General features: G+C 71.7%; 16 protein-coding genes. 8 read left to right on the forward strand and 8 right to left on the reverse strand.

What is annotated here, in order from left to right; genetic code table 11:
• Positions 1–17: 17 nt before the first annotated feature.
• Together ACZ6TB_RS41005 and ACZ6TB_RS41010 are read right to left on the reverse strand one after the other, a co-directional pair.
• Entirely contained in the window at positions 18–857 is an 840-nt protein-coding gene (locus ACZ6TB_RS41005; RefSeq protein WP_465564684.1) for an SMP-30/gluconolactonase/LRE family protein, read from the reverse strand.
• Positions 854–1,618, reverse strand: coding sequence for an IclR family transcriptional regulator (locus ACZ6TB_RS41010; RefSeq protein ID WP_465564687.1), 765 nt, complete (start codon positions 1,616–1,618; stop codon positions 854–856). Before ACZ6TB_RS41010 ends, ACZ6TB_RS41005 begins: the two co-directional genes overlap by 4 nt.
• A 53-nt stretch (positions 1,619–1,671) precedes the next feature.
• On the opposite strand from ACZ6TB_RS41010, the gene ACZ6TB_RS41015 reads away from it, so the two are divergent.
• From ACZ6TB_RS41015 to ACZ6TB_RS41025, 3 genes are read left to right on the forward strand one after another with little or no spacing between them, the layout of a single operon-like run.
• A complete protein-coding gene (locus ACZ6TB_RS41015) occupies positions 1,672–3,381 on the forward strand; it encodes a dihydroxy-acid dehydratase (RefSeq protein ID WP_465564689.1) in 1,710 nt (569 codons plus the stop codon).
• Entirely contained in the window at positions 3,381–4,058 is a 678-nt protein-coding gene (locus ACZ6TB_RS41020) for an SDR family NAD(P)-dependent oxidoreductase (protein WP_465564691.1), read from the forward strand. The genes ACZ6TB_RS41015 and ACZ6TB_RS41020 overlap by 1 nt, the downstream gene beginning before the upstream one ends.
• Before the next feature lie 29 nt (positions 4,059–4,087).
• Positions 4,088–5,791: a serine/threonine-protein kinase gene (locus ACZ6TB_RS41025; protein WP_465564694.1), complete on the forward strand. Its 1,704-nt coding sequence runs from the start codon at positions 4,088–4,090 to the stop codon at positions 5,789–5,791.
• Between the two features lie 4 nt (positions 5,792–5,795).
• Here ACZ6TB_RS41025 and fxsT read toward each other — a convergent pair whose 3' ends face one another.
• Positions 5,796–10,424: an FxSxx-COOH system tetratricopeptide repeat protein gene (gene fxsT, locus ACZ6TB_RS41030; protein ID WP_465564697.1), complete on the reverse strand. Its 4,629-nt coding sequence runs from the start codon at positions 10,422–10,424 to the stop codon at positions 5,796–5,798.
• Between the two features lie 137 nt (positions 10,425–10,561).
• Between fxsT and ACZ6TB_RS41035 the strand changes: the two genes are divergently transcribed.
• Complete coding sequence (locus ACZ6TB_RS41035) at positions 10,562–10,750, forward strand: hypothetical protein (protein ID WP_465564700.1); 189 nt, start codon at positions 10,562–10,564, stop codon at positions 10,748–10,750.
• A gap of 5 nt (positions 10,751–10,755) precedes the next feature.
• Here ACZ6TB_RS41035 and ACZ6TB_RS41040 read toward each other — a convergent pair whose 3' ends face one another.
• Positions 10,756–11,592, reverse strand: a complete 837-nt coding sequence (locus tag ACZ6TB_RS41040) for a helix-turn-helix transcriptional regulator (RefSeq protein WP_465564703.1) — start codon at positions 11,590–11,592, stop codon at positions 10,756–10,758.
• 85 nt (positions 11,593–11,677) lie between these two features.
• Between ACZ6TB_RS41040 and ACZ6TB_RS41045 the strand changes: the two genes are divergently transcribed.
• From ACZ6TB_RS41045 to ACZ6TB_RS41055, 3 genes are all read left to right on the forward strand, one after another.
• Positions 11,678–12,430, forward strand: a complete 753-nt coding sequence (locus tag ACZ6TB_RS41045) for an SDR family NAD(P)-dependent oxidoreductase (protein ID WP_465564706.1) — start codon at positions 11,678–11,680, stop codon at positions 12,428–12,430.
• A 119-nt stretch (positions 12,431–12,549) separates the two neighbouring features.
• Complete coding sequence (locus tag ACZ6TB_RS41050; protein ID WP_465564709.1) at positions 12,550–13,635, forward strand: glycoside hydrolase family 16 protein; 1,086 nt, start codon at positions 12,550–12,552, stop codon at positions 13,633–13,635.
• Positions 13,636–13,820: 185 nt separating this feature from the next.
• The gene (locus tag ACZ6TB_RS41055; protein WP_465564711.1) at positions 13,821–14,369 is read left to right on the forward strand and encodes a pyridoxamine 5'-phosphate oxidase family protein; all 549 of its coding nucleotides are present in this window, start codon (positions 13,821–13,823) and stop codon (positions 14,367–14,369) included.
• Here ACZ6TB_RS41055 and ACZ6TB_RS41060 read toward each other — a convergent pair.
• The 3 genes from ACZ6TB_RS41060 to ACZ6TB_RS41070 form a co-directional block, all read right to left on the reverse strand.
• Positions 14,356–14,748 carry a DUF1801 domain-containing protein gene (locus ACZ6TB_RS41060; RefSeq protein WP_465564714.1) on the reverse strand — a complete coding sequence of 131 codons (393 nt, stop codon included), beginning with the start codon at positions 14,746–14,748 and terminating at the stop codon, positions 14,356–14,358. The genes ACZ6TB_RS41055 and ACZ6TB_RS41060 overlap by 14 nt on opposite strands.
• Positions 14,749–14,787: 39 nt before the next feature.
• Positions 14,788–16,221 (reverse strand): RICIN domain-containing protein, encoded by a 1,434-nt coding sequence (locus ACZ6TB_RS41065; protein WP_465564716.1) that lies wholly within the window; start codon positions 16,219–16,221, stop codon positions 14,788–14,790.
• A gap of 64 nt (positions 16,222–16,285) precedes the next feature.
• Positions 16,286–17,320: a LacI family DNA-binding transcriptional regulator gene (locus tag ACZ6TB_RS41070; RefSeq protein ID WP_465564718.1), complete on the reverse strand. Its 1,035-nt coding sequence runs from the start codon at positions 17,318–17,320 to the stop codon at positions 16,286–16,288.
• A gap of 150 nt (positions 17,321–17,470) precedes the next feature.
• On the opposite strand from ACZ6TB_RS41070, the gene ACZ6TB_RS41075 reads away from it, so the two are divergent.
• Positions 17,471–18,880, forward strand: a complete 1,410-nt coding sequence (locus tag ACZ6TB_RS41075; RefSeq protein ID WP_465564721.1) for an RICIN domain-containing protein — start codon at positions 17,471–17,473, stop codon at positions 18,878–18,880.
• A 3-nt stretch (positions 18,881–18,883) separates the two neighbouring features.
• Here ACZ6TB_RS41075 and ACZ6TB_RS41080 read toward each other — a convergent pair whose 3' ends face one another.
• Positions 18,884–19,168 carry a TM2 domain-containing protein gene (locus ACZ6TB_RS41080; RefSeq protein WP_465564724.1) on the reverse strand — a complete coding sequence of 95 codons (285 nt, stop codon included), beginning with the start codon at positions 19,166–19,168 and terminating at the stop codon, positions 18,884–18,886.
• Position 19,169: the final 1 nt, after the last annotated feature.

Below are 19,169 nucleotides of genomic sequence, written 5' to 3' on the forward strand. Positions count from 1 at the left end.
ACACGAGGTCTCCGATGTCAGAGGGCGGGATTCCAGTACGGCGTGCGCAGCCCGGTCGTGCCGACCCGGGCCGTGAAGAGGCGGCCGTCGAACTCGGCAGGCGCGTCGAGGCCGTCGGTGGCGCTGGTGATGACCAGGAGGTCGAGCTCCGGCCCGGCGAAGGCGACGCTGGTCGGCTGGGAGGCGGCGACCTCGACGACCGCGAGCAGCTCGCCGGCCGGGGTGCGGCGCTCGACCCGGCCGCCGCCGTGGACGGCGATCCACAGGTTGCCGTCGCGGTCGGCGCACATGCCGTCGGGCAGGCCGCCGGTGACCCGGAACAGCTCGCGGCGCGGCCCGTCCGGGTAGGTGCGCCCGTAGATCACGCCCGGGATCGAATCGACGCTGTAGAGCTGGTCGCCGGCCCAGGCCAGCCCGTTGGAGAGGGTCAGGTCGTCGTCGAGCGTGGTGAGCTCGCCGTTCTCGAATCGCACGAGAATCTCGTCGCCCTTTTTATCGGACAAAGATATGCTTCCGACTACATAGCGGCCGGACGGGTCGACGCCGCCGTCGTTCAGCCGGCCGCCGTCGCCGCTCAGGACGCGCCGCACGAGCGTCTTCTCGCCGGCCAGATCGACGCGGACGAGCGAGTCCGCCGTGGCGACCAGCAGCTCACCGTCGGCGGCGACGGCGACCGCGCAGGCCAGGCCGTCGAAGGACCAGGTGGCGTCGACCTCGAAGGGGTCGACGCGGCCCGCGAAGACTTTGCCGGCCTTGATGTCGACCCACAGCAGACGTGCGCGGGCCGGATCCCACACCGGGCCCTCGCCCAGGATGTACGCGTCCGGGCCGACCGGCGTCGCGGAGTAGGTGATCACGAGAGCTCCGTTCCGGCCACGATCGCGCGGATCGCGGGCACCGCCTCGACGAGCGAGGCGAGGGGAGTGCGGTAGGCCAGGCCGCTGATGCTGATCGCCCCGCTCGGCGTGCTCGGCGAGGTGAGGAAGGTGGGGACGGCCAGGCAGTTGACGCCCGGCTCATTCTCCTGGTCGTCGAGGCCGTAGCCGCGCTCGCGGGTGCGCTCCAGCTCGGCGTGGAGCGCGGAAGCGGTGCCGAGCGAGCGCTCGGTCGGCGTCGTCAGCGGCGTGTCCCCGATCCAGTCGCGCACCTCCGCGACCGAGCGCAGCACGAACGACAGCAGCAGCTTGCCGACCGCGGTGGTGTGCGCCGGGTTGCGGCCGCCGACGACCGAGGTCAGCCGCACCGCGCCGCTCGGCGGGTCGAGCTTCGACCGGTAGACCACCCACCGGCCGTCCAGCGTCGCGTAGTGCACCGTCTCGCCGTACGTGTCGCAAAGTCGCCGCAGAACCGGCTGAACCCGGAGATGATCGGGGCGGGCCTCGTGATGCGCGAAGGCCAGCCGGAGGAACTCGTCGCCGAGCACATAACGCCCGTGGCCGTCCTGGGCCGCGAACCCGGCCCGGCGCAAGGCGGCGAGGGCGCGGTGCACGGTCGGCTTCGGGCTCGCCATCGCCCGGGCCATGTCGTCGAGCCCGATGCCGTCGGGGTGCCGGGCCAGCTCGGCCAGCACGGCCAGGACGCGATCGGCACCGACGAGGCGGTCGCTCAGGTCGGTCACGTTCCGGATGTTAGACCGTTGTTCCGCCAAGTTGAAAGGTTTACAGTGCGGAAATGCGGCGGACTGCGGAGTGGTACGGCGGTGACGACCGGAACAGCTACATCCACCGGGCCTGGATGCGTCGGGGTCTACCGGCCGACGCGTTCGACGGCCGGCCCCACATCGCGATGGCCAACACGGCCTCCGACCTGACCCCCTGCAACGCGCACCTCAACGAGGTGTCCCGCAGCGTCGCCGACGGCATCCACGAGGCGGGCGGCATCGCGCTCAACCTGCCGGTGGTCTCGCTGGGCGAGACGCAGGTCAAGCCGACGGCGATGCTGTGGCGCAACATGGCGGCGATGGCCATCGAGGAGATGCTGCGGGCCAACCCGATCGACGGCGTGGTGCTGCTCGGCGGCTGCGACAAGACGATCCCGGCCCTGCTCATGGCGGCCGCCTCGGTCGACATACCGGCGGTCGTGGTGCCCGGCGGCCCGATGCTGACCGGCACCTTCCGCGGGGTCCCGCTCGGCTGCGGCACGGGGGTGTGGCAGCTTTCCGAGGAGGTACGCGCGGGGACGATGAGCGCGGCGGAGTTCAACCGCTCCGAGTCGTCGATGATCCGCAGTCGCGGGCACTGCAACACCATGGGCACGGCGTCGACGATGGGCCTGCTGGCCGAGGTGCTCGGGATGACGCTGCCCGGCATCGCCGGCACGCCGGCCCCGGACAGCCGCCTGCTCGAGGCCGCGCACGCGACCGGGGTGCTGGCCGTCTCTCTCGTCGAGCGGGAGTTGCGGCCGAGCCAGGTGATGACCCGGGAGTCGTTCCTCAACGCGATCGTCGCCCTGGCCGCGCTCGGCGGGTCGACGAACGCGGTCGTGCACCTGCTCGCCATCGCCGGCCGGCTCGGCGTGCCGCTGACCCAGGACGACTTCGACCGGGTCGGCTCGGGCGTGCCGCTGCTGGTCGACCTCCAGCCCGCCGGGCGCTTCCTGATGGACGACCTCTATCGGGCCGGTGGGCTGCACGCGGTGCTGCGCGAGGTGCGCGACCTGCTCGACCCGGCCGCGCTGACCGTCACCGGCTCGCCGCTGGTGTCCTATCTGGACGACGCCACGGTCTACGACCGGGAGGTCATCCGCGCCCGGGCGGAACCGCTGCAGGCCGAGGCCGGCATCGCGGTGCTGTACGGCAACCTCGCGCCGGACGGCGCCGTCATCAAGCCGGCCGCGGCGACGCCCGAGCTGCTGACTCACCGGGGGCCGGCCGTCGTCTTCGACTCGATCGAAGACCTGCACGCGCGGCTGGACGACCCCGACCTGGACGTGACCGCCGACTCGGTGCTGGTGCTGCGCGGCTGCGGACCCAAGGGCTACCCGGGCATGCCCGAGGTGTCGAACATGCCGCTGCCCGCGAAGCTGCTCGCCCTGGGCGTCCGCGACATGGTGCGGGTCTGCGACGGGCGGATGAGCGGCACCGCGTACGGGACCGTGGTTCTGCATGTCACCCCCGAGGCCGCCGCCGGCGGACCGCTCGCGAAGGTGCGCACCGGAGACATCATCGTGCTCGATGTCGCGAAGCGGCGGCTCGACGTCGAGATCCCCGACGAGGAGCTGGCCGCGCGGTCACCCTCGGCGGCGGCGACGGCCGCCTACGCGGCGCCGGTCCGAGGCTGGGAGAAGTTGTACGTCGACACGGTCGGCCAGGCCAACACGGGGGCCGATCTCGATTTCCTGGTCGGGTCGAGCGGCTGGTCGGTCTCGCGGGAGTCGCACTGATGTCGCGCGTCGCGGTCGTCACCGGCGGGCTCAGCGGGATCGGCGCCGCCGTCGTCACCCGGCTGCGCTCGGACGGCGTACGCGTCATCGTCCTGGACATTTCGCCCACCGCCGACTTTGTGGTGAATGTCGCCGATGGTGACGCCGTCGCGGCCGTTGCCGCTTCGCTGGGTGACGTGGACATTCTCGTCAATTCGGCCGGTATCGTCGGGCCGAACGTGCCGCTGTGGGAGGTCCCGCCCGACGGCTGGGAGAAGACGTTCGCGGTCAACGTGCGCGGCACCTTCAACACCTGCCGGGCCTTCGTCCCCGGCATGATCGCCCGGGGCTGGGGCCGCATCGTCAACATCGCGAGCATGGCCGGCAAGGACGGCAACCCCAACATGTCGCCCTACTCGGCCTCCAAGGCCGCCGTCATCGCCCTGACCAAGTCGCTCGGCAAGGAACTGGCCACCACCGGCGTGCTGGCCAACGCGATCGCGCCGGCCGTCATCGAGACCCCGATGAACGCCGACACCGGCCCCGAGGCCCTGGCCCACATCACCAGCCTGATCCCGATGCGCCGGATCGGCCGCGCGACCGAGGTGGCCGAGCTCATCGCCTGGCTGTGCTCGGACAAGATGTCGTTCTCGACCGGCGCCGTCTACGACATCAGCGGCGGCCGCGCCACCTACTGAGGTTTGGCCTGACCAGTAGCATGTTGCGGGTGCTGACCCCGGGAACCGTGCTGAGCGAGCGCTATCGACTCACCCAACGCATCGCGGCCGGGGGAATGGGCGAGGTCTGGCGCGGCACCGACATGCTGCTGCACCGGGGTGTGGCGATCAAGGTGCTGCTGCCGACGCTGATGTCCGACGCCGAGTTCATCAACCGGTTCCGCCGCGAGGCGCGGATGATGGCGGCGCTGCGGCACCCGGGCATCGTGCAGGTCTACGACTACGGGGAGAACGCGGTCGTCGACGGCCGGCGCCTCGACTACCTGGTGATGGAGTTCATCGACGGCACGCCGCTGTCGAAGAAGATCGAGGCATCCGGGCGCCTCGGGGTGGCCGAGACCCTGGCGATGGTCGCGCAGGTCGGCGACGCGCTCCAGGTGGCGCACGAGGCGGGCATCGTGCACCGCGACGTCAAACCCTCCAATCTTCTGGTACGCCCGGGCGGCGCCCTGGTGCTGGTGGACTTCGGCGTGGCGCGGTCGGCCACCGCCGAGGGCCTGACCAGCACCGGGCTGGTCCTCGGCTCGGCCCACTACATGGCGCCCGAGCAGGCCGAGGGCAAGCCGGTCACGCCGGTCACCGACGTCTACGCGCTCGGCGCGGTGGCGTACTGCTGCCTCACCGGCCGTCCGCCCTACGTCGGTGAGCCGTTGCAGGTGCTCACCCAGCTGGTGATGGGCGACCCGCCGACGCTGCCGGTCGAGGTGCCGCCGCAGGTCGCCGCCGTGGTGCTGCGCGCCCTCGAGAAGGACCCGGCCCGGCGCTATCCGAGCGCGGCGGCCCTCGCGGCGGCCGCCCGCTCCGCCCCGCGGATGTCTTCGTCCCGCCCCGCCGGCCCGCCCGCGGCCCGCCCCGGCGGGGCCCGCCCCACCGGCCTGACCGCGGCCGGCGCCGCCGGCCCGCCCCCGTCCCGGCCCGCCGGACCGCCGCGGCCGGGCTTTGCCGCCGGGTCCGCCTCGGTCTCGCGCCCGCCGTACCAGGCGCCGGCCGCGGCCTACCAGCCGCCCGCCGCCACCCCGCCGGCCGGAATGCCCGCGACCGTCGCGCCCGGCAACCGCCGCCGCAACACCGCCACCATCGCCGTCGTGGTCGCGGCCGTCTTCGCCATCGTCGTCGGCATCAGCGCCGTCTTCGCCCTGCGTCCCGACCGCAGCAACGCCCAGACCGAGGGCCCCGCCCTCGGCGTCGCCGACGGCCCGGCCGGCGCCACCCGCAACCACGCCAAGCCCGGCCCGTCCCGCGCGGCGGCCCCGGCGAAGACCAAGCCCAGCCGCACCGCCACCACCGCGCCCGGGTCCGCCGGCCCGAGCACCGAGCCCAGCAATTCCGCGTCGTCGTCGGCCGCCCCCGCCACCAACCCGCACACCCCGAAGGCGGTCTGCGGCAGCGAGTTCTCGGTGATCGACCAGGCCCCGCTGAAGTCCGGCGGCGTCGTCGTCGGCCGCGTCTACCTGCTCTACAACGCCGCCACCGGCAAGAACTGCGCGGTCACCCTCAAGACCACCGACGTCGGCACATCCGGCCCCGCCTCCGCCTACCTCGAGGTGCAGGGCCAGGCCCGGGTGACCGACGCCGGCAACTTCGACTACTACGCGGGCCCGGTCCGAGCCAAGGCCGACGGCGTCTGCGTGAAGTGGGGCGGCTCGATCGCCGACGCCACCTACGACAGCGACTTCGAGCACTGCGGCAGTTAGAGCCTCACGACCAGGGCAGGATGTCGGCGTCGAGCCCGTCGCGCGGGGTGGTCCCGTCGCCGGCCTGGAGGAGCTCCAGGTTGGCGCGCGCCGCGACCGTGAACGGATGGCGCTCGCCGAAGATGGCCAGGAGCACGGTGTGCGCCTCGGAGCAGGCCTCCCGCGCTTCCACGGCCCGACGCGCTCGCCGCAGGTGGACGGCGTGGGTGAGAGCGGCCGCCACGGTCTCCAGGTGATTGCGGCCGTAGCGTTCGGCGTACGTGTCGAGGGTCGTCCCGGAGAGCCCGAGAGCCGCCGGCAGATCGCCCGCCGTACGCCGAGCGATCGCGAGCTGGCGCGCGACGCGCAGGGTCGCCGGGTTCGCCGGCCCGAAGAGCGCCAGGCACCGGCCGTGCAGCTCCTCGTGCCCGGCCCGCGCCGCACGGTGGTCGCCGCACTCCCGTATGTCGATCAGCAGCGCGTCCAGGGCGCTCAGCGTGGCCGGGTGGTCGGCGCCGGAGACGGCGACCCGCGTCCGGTGCACCTCCTCGTCGACCTCCCGGGCCGCCGCGAACCGTCCGAGGTGCCGCAACGTGACGCCGAGCGAGTACGAGGCGTCCAGGCGCCGCGGATCGTCGTCGCCGAGCGTGGCCCGCGCGACCGCCACCGCCTGTTCGTCCAGCGCCTTTGCCCCGGCGAACAGGCCCGCCAGCCGTCGGTCGGTGGCGACCAGGGTCAGGGACTCGGGCGTCTCCTCGCGGCCAAGGGTGTGCGCGTTGAGCCCGCTTGCGTCCTCGAACCGGCCGTCGGCGACCAGGACGCGCCCGAGCCATCGTTCCAGCGCGAGGTTGTCCGGGTGACGTTCGTATGCCTGCTGGGCCAGTTCCACGGCGTCCCGGTAGTCGCCCCAGTGATAGAGGAACTGGACGGCCCTCGTCACCAGGTCTTGCGCCGCGGGCTCCGCCGACTCCACCGCCCCCGACACCCGCAGGTGGGGCATGAGGGCACGGTACTGCCGCCAGGCCGCCGGGCGGCTCGGATCCCGCGGAGCGGCGGCGGCCAGGAGCCTCTGAGCCCCACGCCGCATCTCTTCCTGGGCCTCGGGACGGAGCGAGTTCCGCACCGCGGCGCCGACGAGACGGTGCACCTGCAACGTGTCTTCCCGGTAGTCCATGGCGATCAAGGCCAGCCGCTGGAGATCACGGATCGCCTGGGACGTCTTGTAACTGTCGATCAGCACCTCGTCGAGCACCTGCGTGATCGGTACCCCGCGTCCCGCGCTCAACAGGTCGCGGGAGATCGGCTCGGGCGCCAGGAACGCGCAGAACTCCAGAAGCTGCGCGGCGCCCTCGTTGCGTTCCCGGAGCTTGTCGACGGAGAAAAGCCACGTGCTCGCCGGATCGGACCTGTTCGCCGGCGGGTTGTCGGCCAGCATTCTCGTCAGTTGGGTGTCCAGCAGCTCCAGATACTGGCTCACCGGCATTCCGGTCGTCGCGAGCCAGGCCGCCGCTTGAACCAGGGCCAACGGCAGGTCGCCGAGTCTCTCCGCCACAAGGTCGGCGTCGGGCACGCTCACGTCGGGAACCTTTGCCCGCAGCACGTCGATGCTCTCGGTTCGCCGGAAGACGCCGACCTCGATCGACGGCGCGATGTCGGCCCAGCGCCGGTCGCGCGAGGTGATCAGGACCCGGCCGCCCCCGGCTGAGGGAAGGTAGTCGAGCAAGTCGGCGGGATCCTGCGCCTCGTCGAGGACGATCAGCCAGTTCGGGAACGGGGGACCTTGGCGCAAGGCATCCATCAGACGCGAGGTTGTGCCGTATCCGAGCCGAGCCGCGAGTTCGTCGAAGGAACGACGTATCTGGTCGGGGGTCTCGGCCGGTATCCACCAGATGATGTCGAACGAGCTCTGTTCGCGATATATGTATTCGATCGCAAGCTGCGTCCGGCCCGACCCGCCGAAGGCAAGGATGGCCACGGTGGAGTTGGTGGCGACCAGGGCGCGCAGCGAGTCGAGCAGGTCTTGGCGGCCGAGGAAGTCCGGGTTGCGCGGCGGCACATTGCCCCACACCGCCGGTCGTCCTCGCTCGGTATCCCGCGCGATCGGCGCCACGGCCTCTGACGTGGCGCTCGGAGCGAGCCGGGCCGGTCCGTTGTCCGGCAGCAGGGCCAGCACCACCGGCAGGCGGACGGCCAGCATGGCGTGGCGGCGGTGGAGATCGGCGAGCACCTCGCGGGCGTTATCGATGCCGCGCTCGGCCAGGGCCACGGCGGTCACCGCGCGGGCCTCGGGGGCGGCGTCCGGGGAACTCGCCAGCTCGGACATCTCCCCGCGGAGGCCGTCGCCGGGGAGGTCGGACCAGGCGCGGGCCGCCTCGAGCCGGAGATACAGCGGCAGGGCGGGGTCGGCAACGCAGGCGCGCAGGGCCAGGGGCGTGGTCGGGTCGCCGATGCGGGCCAGGTCGAGGGCGGCGTCGAGACGGTGCCGGGGAAGGGAGGCGGAGTCGGCCGACGCCTGCCGGATGGCGTTGCGGCGGAAGACGCCGACGCGGCCCGCATCGCCGGGCGTGGCCGGGCGCCGGGACAGCTCGGCCGCGAGCTCGGCAGCCGGATCGTCCTCGCCGTGCCGCTGCAGGTAGCGGCGGGCGATCCAGCGCAGGGCGTCGGCCGGCAGGTCGGTGTCCTCGAGGAGCCGCAGGAGGTGGGTGTCGCCGACCTCGTGCTCCTCCAACTCGTCGGCGACGGCGGCCCGCACCCACGGGCGCTGCGCCGGATGGCGGACGAGGTCGACCAGGTCCGCGACCACGGCCGGGTCGGAGCGCAGGTCGATCAGAACCCGCAGCGCCTCGATCGCGGTCGGGTCCTCGGCCGTGATCTGGCCGAACAGCACCGCCTTGGCCCGGCGGTAGAGCGGCACGCCGACGTCGATGCCGTCTACCAGGATGTCGCCGGCGGCGATCACGTCGGCACCGCCGCCGTCGAGCAGCGTCCGCACCAGGCGGTCGGCCGTCTCCAGGGAGAGGGCGAGCACGAACAGGGCGAGGTTGCGGCGTTCGGGGCTGCGTACGTCGGCGAACCAGATGTCCTCGTCGAACCGGCGCGCCCGGGGCACGGCCGCCAGGTACTCGGCGAAGCTCTGGTGGGCGAAAGCCAGGTCGCGGTCGCGCTCCAGGAGCAGGGCCGTGCCGGTCAGCAGGGACCGCAGAGCGCCCTCCCAGCCGGGAATCAAGGCGATCCCGGCGACCGGAGCGCCGCGCGTGATCCACGACGTGGCCGCCGTCATGAGCGAGACCCCGGACCGGTCGAGCCGCACCTCGGCGAGGTGCTCGAGAAGGTCGGGCAGCGACGCCAGGAACCAGTCGGCCGCGCGCCGGCCCGCCTCGCCGTACCGGATGAACTCGGCGACCACTCGCTGCTGGTGCTCGGGCGCGTCCCGCCGCCCGTACCGCAGATGATCGACGAAGCGGGCGTACAGCCCGGCCCGGCTGGTGGGCAGGTCGCGGTCGGGGTCCGCGTCGAAGACCAACGCCGCGGTCGTCGCCAGCAGCGGCACCTGCACGATTGGGCGCAGGCGCGCGGCGGCGATCCGGGCCAGGAACCGGTCCGCGCGGTCCCCGGCGACCGGCGGTGACGACGTCTGCACCCGGAACCAGTTCCCCGCGAACGTCCGCAGGTCCGCCTGGTCGAAGCCGCGCAGCCGGTACTCGCCGATCCGCAGCGCCCGCAACTCGGCCAGCTCGGCCATCATGAGCGGCCGGCTCGCGACAAGGAACCGCACGTGCGCCTCCCGGCGGAGCATCCACGAGACGATCTTGGTGAGGACCCGGGAGCGCTCGTACGACGTCAGGACCTCGTCCAGGCCGTCCACCATGACGAGCCAGGAGACTCCGGCCGAGGGCAGCGGCGGCTCGGCCGAGGAGATCGGCGGGCAGTGCAGCCGGTCGCAGACCGCCTCGAAGGCCTCGGCCAGGCTCCGCTCGGCAAGCAGCCCGGCGGGCACCGCGATGGGGACGACCGGCCCGAACGGTGCCGGGCCGTCCCGGTCACGAAGCCACCAGCCGGCCTGCGCGTACTGGATCTGGTTGACCATGGTGGACTTGCCCATGCCGGCGGCCGAGAGCACGAGCATGTCCGTGGACTGCTCGAGCATCTCGGCCACGCTAACGGTCTCGGCGGTGCCGTCGTCGTCCTCCCGGGCCGTCGCCTCGGCCGGCTCGCTGCGCTGGGCCACGTAGAGCGTGGGCAGCGTCGGCGCGTGCCCGGTGAAGAACTGATACCGGTGGCGGTGTGCGTCCTCCCACTGGGCCGTGAGCAGCGCCCGCAACGGGCCGGTCGGCTGCCCCGGATCGGTCGGCGGCTCCGTGGGCGGCGGGAACAGCTCGTGGTACTTGGCGATCCACGGCCGCTGGGCCGAATCGTCGAGACCGCAGCCGACCAGGAAGGCCCGGACGGACGTCAGCCGGGGGACCTTTCCCGGTCGCGTCAGGTTGTGCGCGGTGCTGACCGAGATGCCGGCCCGGCCGTTCCGCCCGCTGCGGTTCGCTATGCGATCGAAGGAGAGCCCGGTCGCCGTCTTGAGCGCGGCGAGGCGGGCCACGAACTGCTCCGGGGTCTCGGCGCTCCCGGGATCCGGTGCGCCGCTGGAGCCGTTCGGCATCGCTCGGGCCGCCTCCGCGTCGGGTGCGACCAGCGTAGCCGCCGTCCACTTCGTTCGTCGTGTCCGAATTCCCTTTCGGGTGGATGGATGGACGGGTTGCGTGACTTCCCGGGAATCGCAACCGAAGGAGACGGAACATGAAGGGTTTGTGGGTCGCGGTGTCGCTGGTCTGCAGCGCGCTTGTCGGGCTGGCGACGGCCGTGTTGTCGCAGCTGGGCGGGGGCCGGCCGGTGCCGGTGGTGATGGCCGGGGGCGCGGCGTTCTTCAGCACCGCCGGTCTGCTGCTGATCGTCCTGACGTTTTTGATGCCGGCGGACCGCCGGTGACGGAGTCAGCCGGCGACGTCCAGGCGCTGGGTGCCGATCACCGCGAGCAGGCGCAGGGCCTCCTCGGACCGGGAGCCTGGGACGGCGGTGTAGATGACCAGGCGCTGGTCGCGGTCGGCGATGTCGAGGACGTCGCAGTTGACGGTGATCGGGCCGACCGCCGGGTGCTGGAAGGTCTTCTCCAAGGTGGGCTCGGCGGCCACCTCGTGCGACGCCCACAGGTCGCGGAAGCGGGCGCTGCCGGATCGCAGGTCGCGGACCAGGGCGGCCAGCGAGGGGTCGGCGGGGTAGCGGGCCGCGGCCGCCCGGAGGCGGTAGGCCGCGCTCCGGGCGAACTCGTCGGCGTCGGACACCCCGTACAGGTGCGGTCCCAGGAAGACGCGGCGCGCGAGGTTGCGCTCGCGGCGGGGCACCGCCGAGAAGTCCTCCATCAGCGCCGCCGCCAGGTCGTTCCAGGCCAGCACCTCGAAGCCGGCCGAGATGACCGTGGCCGCGGCGTTCGGCAGGCGCCGGATCAGGTCGAGGATGCTCGGCCGGACGTCGCGGGAGGGTCCTTTCGGCGGGGCGGCCGGCTCGCCCGCCAGGTGGTGCAGGTGCTCGCGCTCGGCGTCGGTCAGCCGGAGCGCCCGGGCCAGCCCGGCCAGCACCTCGCGCGACGGACGCGGGCCGCGGGCCTGCTCGAGCCGGGTGTAGTACTCGGTCGAGATGTGCGCGAGCTGAGCGGCCTCCTCGCGGCGCAGGCCGGGCGTGCGGCGGCGGGCGCCGGCCGGCAGCCCGACGTCGGCCGGGGTGATGCGTTCGCGCCGGCTGCGCAGGAAGTCCGCGAGTTCCCGTCGATCCACGTCCCCAGTGTGCGCGGCCGCCCCGGGCCCAGCCAGGTATCGCCGATGCCTGGCTGAGCCCGCGCGGCCGACGCAGGCTGACGGCATGACACCTCTGCTCGACAACAAAGTGGCGTTCGTCAGCGGCGCCGGCCGGGGGATCGGCGCGGCCGCGGCCCGGCTCTTCGCCCGGGAGGGCGCGCGGGTCGTGCTGGCGGCGCGGACCGAGGACCAGCTGAAGGCGGTGACGGCGGAGATCGGCGAGGCGGCCTCGTACGTCGTCTGCGACCTCGGCGACCCGGAGAGCGTGCGCGCGGCGGTCGCGGCGACGGTGGACCGGCACGGGCGGCTCGACGTGGCCTTCAACAACGGCGCGACGATCTCGCCGCCGGGACCGGTCGACCGGGTCGCGCTCGCCGACTTCGACCGGCTCTACGAGGTCAATCTGCGCGGTGTGTGGCTGGCCATGACGGCGCAGGTCGCCGCCATCCGGGCGACGGCGGGCTCGGGCGCGATCGTCAACAACTCCAGCGTCGGGAGCCTGACCGGGAATCCGGTGCTGCCCGCTTACGGCGCTATGAAACGAGCGGTCAACAGCATCACCGAATCGGCGGCCATCACGTACGGGCCGGAGAACATCCGGGTCAATGCCATCGCGCCGGGCAATACCCGTACGGAAATGATCGCGGAGTGGGAATCGCACACGCCCGGATTGGTCGATCGCCTCGTCGCGCAGACGCCGCTCGGCCGCCAGGCCGACCCCGAGGAGATCGCCCAGGCCGCCGCGTGGCTGCTCAGCGACCGTGCGTCGTTCGTGACCGGGGTGGTGCTCCGGGTCGACGGCGGCGCCCGCGCCTAAGCCATTCCTAAGCGGCCGGAAAGAAATGGCGTAACGATTATTCCGGCCACGTTGCAGATTTCGGGAAAACGGCGTTCCGGGGTGCCGGCGGGAGGGTGGCTGTGGCTAGTTTTGCGGGCATGCCCGACGCGTTCGACGAAAGCCCCCGGCACGCCGCGCCCACCTCCCGGCTGGTGATCGCCGGGGCCGCGGTGGCCGTCGTCCTGGTCCTGGTGGGCGCGGTGACCGCGTTCGCGATGACCCGGCGCGGCGGTGGTGGCGACGGGAACCGGGCCGCGCCGGCCGCCGCGGAGGAGTCGGCGCCGTCCCGGAAGCCGGCGACGAAGGAGCCGACGAAGGCGACGACGAAGAAGCCCGCCAAATCCAACACGGCGGCGGCCAGCCTCACCGCGCCGAAGAAGCCGGGCGGGTTCGAAACCACGTTCTACGACGCGTTCGACGGCGCCGCCGGCACGGGCCTGGACAAGGGGAAATACCGCTACGACACCGGGCCCGGCAGCAAGTTCGGCACCGGCGAGATCGAGACGATGACCGACAGCACCCGCAACGTCTTCCACGACGGCAAGGGCCACCTGGTGCTGCGCGCCCTGCACGCCGGCGATGACCCGGGCAGCGGCTGGACGTCCGGCCGCTTCGAGACGAACTCGTCCTCGTTCGGCGCGGCCAAGGGTGGTGTCGTGCGGATGGAGGCGTCGATCAGGCAGCCGGCCGTGACCAAGGCCAACGGCGCCGGTTACTGGCCGGCGTTCTGGATGCTCGGCAGCGGCCTGCGCAACGGCGGCACCTGGCCGGCGGTCGGCGAGGTCGACATCCTCGAGGACATCAACGGCCGCTCGTCCGTCTTCGGCACGCTGCACTGCGGCACCAACCCCGGCGGCCCGTGCGGCGAGTCGAGCGGCCTCGGCAGCGGCGAGCGTCCCTGCGGCGGGTGCCAGAGCGGATTTCACACGTACGCGGTGGAGATCGACCGCTCGCAGACGCCCGAGCGGATCCGGTGGTACCTGGACGGCGGCAACTACTTCACGCTGAAGCAGGACCGGGTCGACGCGAAGACCTGGAGCAACGCCGTCGACCATCCGTTCTTCATCATCTTCGACCTGGCCATCGGCGGCGGTTTCCCGGCGGCCTTCGGTGGCGGCCCGAACGGGAACACCGTCTCAGGTGGTGAGATGACGATCGACTACCTGGCCGTCTACCACCGCTGACTGTCACCCGATCGAGTGACACGGGGAGCAAAGGTCAAATCTCGGGCCAGGCGCCGAGGGCTGGGCGAACGTCTCTCAGCAGGAACGATTCAACCCGATCAATGCAAGTTGCAACTCTATGCGGTCATGAGGTCACTCAGTGAAACTGTCGCGCACGGGGTCCCGACGCTGGCAGGAGGGGCATCATGAACGACGGTGAGCGCGAGCTCCAGGACCGGCTCGGCACGCGCGAGCGGGCCGACGGCTTCTACGCCCGGCAGGTTCTGTCCCATCTCAACGACGCGATGCGGCACTTCATCGGGCGGCAGGAGATGATGTTCCTCGCCACCGCGGACGCCGGCGGCGGCTGCGACAACACGTTCCGGGCCGGGCCGCCCGGGTTCGTGCGGGTGCTCGACCACGAGCACCTGAGCTGGCCGGAGCTGCGCGGCAACGGCGTGATGGCGAGCCTCGGCAACATCACCGAGAACGCGCACGTCGGGCTCCTGTTCCTGGACTTCGGCGAGACCGTCGGCCTGCACGTGAACGGCACCGCCGAGATCGTCGAGGACCCGGACGAGCAGGTCGACACGCCGGCCGGGCAGCGGGCCAAGCTGTGGGTCGTCACCAAGGTGCACGAGGCCTACATCCACTGCACGAAGCGCATCCCGTGCATGGTGAAGGCCCCGCGCACGGGCGGCGCCAAGATGAGCGAGTACTTCGTGCCGGCGCCGACCGGCCTCACCGCGCCTTGAGCCGGCGCCACCCGCCGGCCTCGTTGTCGGCGGCGATCCGGCGCAGCATGGCGGTCAGGGCCTCGGCCGGGATCGCGTCGTGCTCCCGGAAGGCGATCGTCCGGGCCGTGCTGTTGCCGTGGCCGCCGGTGATGATGCCCTCCGGGTCGGGCACGATGGCGCCGTCGTAGAGGAACAGATTCAGGTGATCCCTGGCGCCGAGAAGGGCGCACACGTTCCCGCGGTGGACGAAGTACGGGCGTACGGTGCGCTTGATCGTCTCCTCGATCTCCGGGATCGCCGCGTGGATGAGGTCGCGCAGGTCCCGCCCGAGCCGTCCCTCCCACGCGGGCAGCGTGGCAAGGTAGGCGTCGACGCCGGGGTGCTTCGGATAGCTCATGTCTCTTGGACCGTTCCGGAACGCGAAACTCATCGGGCCTCAGGCGGCGGTCCGGGTCCACTGCTGGTTGGTGCCGCCGTTGCACGTGTACTGCTCGATGTCGCCGCCGTCGGTGGTGGACGCGCCGGTCACGTCGAGGCACTTGCCGCTGTGGCGGGCCTTCAGCGTGTAGTAGCTGCCGGTCGCTGTCCATTGCCACTGCTGGTTCGTGCCCCCGCCGCACGTGTACTGGATGACGTTCGCGCCGTCGGCCGTTGACGCCGAGGCAACGTCCAGGCATTTGCCGCTGTTCTGGTTGACGACACGTACGTAGCCGCCGCCCACGTCCTCGAACGCCCATTTCTGGTTCAGCCCGCCGTTCCAGGCGTACTGCTTCACCTCGGCGTTGTCCGACAGCGACGCGCCGACCAGGTCCGCCACCTTGCCGCTGTTGCGGTTGGTGACCCGGTAGTGGGCCAGTGCCACGTTGCCGCCGCCGTCCAGGCCCCACGAGTAGCGCAGCTGGTCACGGCCGGACGCGTTGGTGGTGGACAGCGTCAGGCTGGTGCCGCTGCCGCCGATCTCCTGGAGCCGGTACGGGTCGGCCACGCGCACCCCGGGCCAGTACACCGTGCCGAGCCCGAGCGCGCGCGCCTCGGCCGCCGTCCCGCGGATGAAGGCGACGAAGCTGTCGGAGGCGGACGGCGAGTCGTAGTTCCGGCCGTCGGTCATCGGCGCGCCGAACTCGGTGATCAGCACCCGGGACGCGTACGAGCCGACGCTGGTCCGCAGGCTCTCGCGCCAGGAGTCCTCGGTCGTCCGGCTCGAGTCGAAGAACTGGTACGTGTGCCGCGAGATCAGCGTCCCGTCGAAACGGCTGTCCGACCCGATCGTGGTCAGCCGCTGGTTGTACCCGGCGCCGGAGACGATGACCCGGCCGCGGGGCACGCCCGGGTAGGACGACAACCATTGGGCCGCCAGGTTCTTCCAGTCGGCGTCGCTGTAGCCGTACGGCTCGTTCATGGGTTCGAAGTAGACGTTCGCGTTGCCCGAGTACTTGGTCACGATCGTCTGCCACATCGACCAGAACTGGGTGAGGTTGTCGACCGTGCCGTTGCGGGAGCTCGATGCCTCCCAGTAGCTGAGGATCACCTTCATCCCCTTGCCGGTGGCCGCGTCGATCGCCCCGGTGTACGAGTTCCAGTACGAGCCCGAGACGGTCGGGTGGTTCACCGGCATGCGCACCGTGTTCGCGCCCAGGTTGTTCTGGAAGCCGGTGAGGATGCCGTTCGCCTTGGCCTGCGTGGTGGCGTAGCTGTCCGACGTGCTCAGGCCGCCGAGGACGAGGGTGTCGTCGACGAAGTTGTCGCGCTGGTCGGCCCAGTTGACGCCGCGGAAGCCGGTGGTGGCCGCCACGGCGGGGGATGCGGGGACGGACAGCGCCGCGGCCACGAGCGCCACGACCGCGGCCGCCGGCAGGAGGGCTTTCTTCATGGGACATCGGTAACGGACCGGGCGGAAACCACGCCACGAAGCGAAACCAGACGATCACAAGCGTTCACGTTCGTACGTGGTACGGAGACGACTGCCGCACGACCAGCTCCGGGGCGACGAGCATGCCGCGGGCCGGCCGCCGGTCGCCGTCGAGCAACCGGGAGACGATCAGCTCCACGGCCAGCCGCCCGACATGGTTCTTGGGCGGCCGCACGGCCGTGAGCGGCGGCTCGGCCAGGTGCGCGACCTCGTCGTCGTACGAGATGAGCGCCAGGTCCTCGGGCACCCGCAGCCCGAGGTCCGCGCAGGCCTGGGCGACCGCGATCGCGTGCGGGTCGCTGTGCACGATCAGCGCCGTGACGCCGTCCCGGTGCAGATCGACGACGGTCCTCGGCAGCACTCGCGGCGGATCGTCGAGCACCACCGGCGGCAGCAGCCCGGGGTGATGCAGGTACGCCGAGGTCGGGCTGCCCCCGGAGACCAGCAGCCCGATCCGGCGGTGCCCGTGCTCGCGCAGGTGGTGGACGGCGATCTCGAGGCCGAGGGCGTGGTCGCTGCGTACCCACTCGACCTTCTGCGACGCGGTCGTCCAGCGGCCCGGCTGCCGTTCGACCAGCACCGACGGCACCGGCAGCCGCCCGATCCAGTCGATCATCGCGTCGTGGTCGAGGCTCGGCGCCAGCAGCAGGCCGCGGACCTCGCCCGCCTCGACCAGCCGGCCGATCTGCCGCCGGTCCTCGGCCGGGTCGTAGCTCGAGCCGCGCAGCTGGACGGTGACGCCGAGCGCGGCCGCGGCGGCCCGGGCGCCGGCCACCACCGGGGGCCAGTAGAAGTCGAGGGACGGCACGACCATGCCGATGGTGAAGGCGGTGCTCGGCCGGGGCCGTCCGGCGGGCCGGGCGCGCAGCGGGAGCGTCGCGCCGCCGTGGACCCGGGTCACGAGATTGCGCGCCGCCAGGGCCGCGATGTCACGGCGGATGGTCAGCTCGCTCACGCCGAGGTCACGAGCCAGCTCCCGTACGCGCACCGCGCCGTGCTGATGCAGCTCGATGAGCAGGCGTTCGTGGCGCTGCACCGGGAAGAGACGCTCGTCGGTCACCGCGACCCCCTTCTCGAGGGCGGGAGGAGCGCCGCTCGTAAACGTAATGCGGTGTTCATAGACCGTCAACGATGTACGAACAGTTTCGTCCGTGGACGAACGAGGTCGGATCGTTTCCGGGATGCCGGGCGAGCGGCTACCAAAAGGGGCATGAGGCGACTTGTCCCGCTCGGGGCGGCGCTCGTGGTGGCCGCGGTGGCCGTTCTCGCCGCTCCCGCCCAGGCGGCGCCGGTCACCGTGACCAACGGCAGCCAGTTCACCGACACCTCCGGCGCGGTCGTGCACGCGCACGGCGGGGGCGTGCTCAAGGTGGGCTCCTACTACTACTGGTTCGGCGAGAACCGCAACGCCGACAACACGTTCAAGGCGGTCTCGGTGTACCGCTCGACCGACCTGAAGACGTGGGAGTTCCGCAACAACGTGCTGACGCCGTCGTCGGCCGCGGAGTTGCAGGGCGCGAACGTCGAGCGGCCCAAGGTCATCTACAACGCGACGACCGGCAAGTACGTGATGTGGATGCACAAGGAGAACGGGACCGACTACAGCCAGGCCCGGGCCGCCGTCGCCGTGTCGTCCACGGTCGACGGGGCGTACACGTATCAGGGCAGTTTCCGCCCGTCGAACACCTACATGTCCCGGGACATCACGCTGTTCAACGACAACGGCACCGCCTACATGGTCTCGGCGGCCGACGAGAACTACGACCTGATGATCTACCGCCTGACGGCCGACTTCACCGGGATCGCCGCCGTCGTCGGGAACTTCTGGAACGACGCGCACCGCGAGGCGCCGGCCCTGTTCAAGCGGGGCAGCACCTACTTCATGCTGACGTCGGCGGCCACCGGGTGGAGCCCGAACCAGGCGCAGTACGCGACGGCGTCGAGCATGTCCGGCCCGTGGACCGGCTGGCAGAACGTCGGCGACTCGACCACGTTCAGCTCCCAGCCGGCGTACGTGCTCCCGGTCGGAAGCAGCTTCCTCTACATGGGCGACCGGTGGGCGGGCGCCTGGGGAGGGCCGGTCAACGACTCGACGTACGTCTGGCTCCCGATCGCCTTCCCGAGCGCCACCAGCATGAGCCTGTCCTGGTACCCGACGATCAGCATCGACACGGCCGCCGGAACGGTCACCGGCGCCGCGGCCACGTACTACCGCGTCACCAACCGCAACAGCGGCAAGGTGATGGACGCGGTGAGCGCCTCGACCGCGAACAACGCCGAGATCAAGCAGTACGCGTGGAACGGCGGCGGCAACCAGAAGTGGGAGTTCCGGGACGCGGGCAGCGGCTACGTCCAGGTCGTCAACCAGAACAGCGGCAAGTGCCTCGACGTCTCCTCGGCCTCGACCGCCGACGGCGCCAACATCATCCAGTACACCTGCGGCGGCGGCACGAACCAGCAGTGGCAGTGGGCGGCCACCGGCAGCTACTACACGCTGAAGGCCCGCCACAGCGGCAAGTGCCTGGACGTGGTCAACGCCAACACCGCCGACGGGGCCGACATCCAGCAGTACACCTGCAACGGCGGGACCAACCAGCAGTGGTCCCGCACGCAATCATGACCACTACCAGGCGTCGACTATGCCGTAACGGGCCATGATCGCCGCTCGGCGGGTTCGGTTCACGCTGCGGACGCGGCGGCCCACGAAGAACAGGTCGGCCAGCGTCCACAGCCCGAACCCGCCGAGGGTGAACAACATCGCGATCGAGCGGCCGGTGTCGCCCAGGTAGAAGCGGTGACCGCCGAAGATGCCGAGGACCAGCCAGATCCCGTACGCGACCCGGGCGTCCTTCTTGACCGAGTCGTACTCGGATTCGGCCCGCAGGGCCCGGTACCGCAACTCGTCCACC

The sequence above is a fragment of the Actinoplanes sp. NPDC051537 genome, assembly GCF_055586105.1.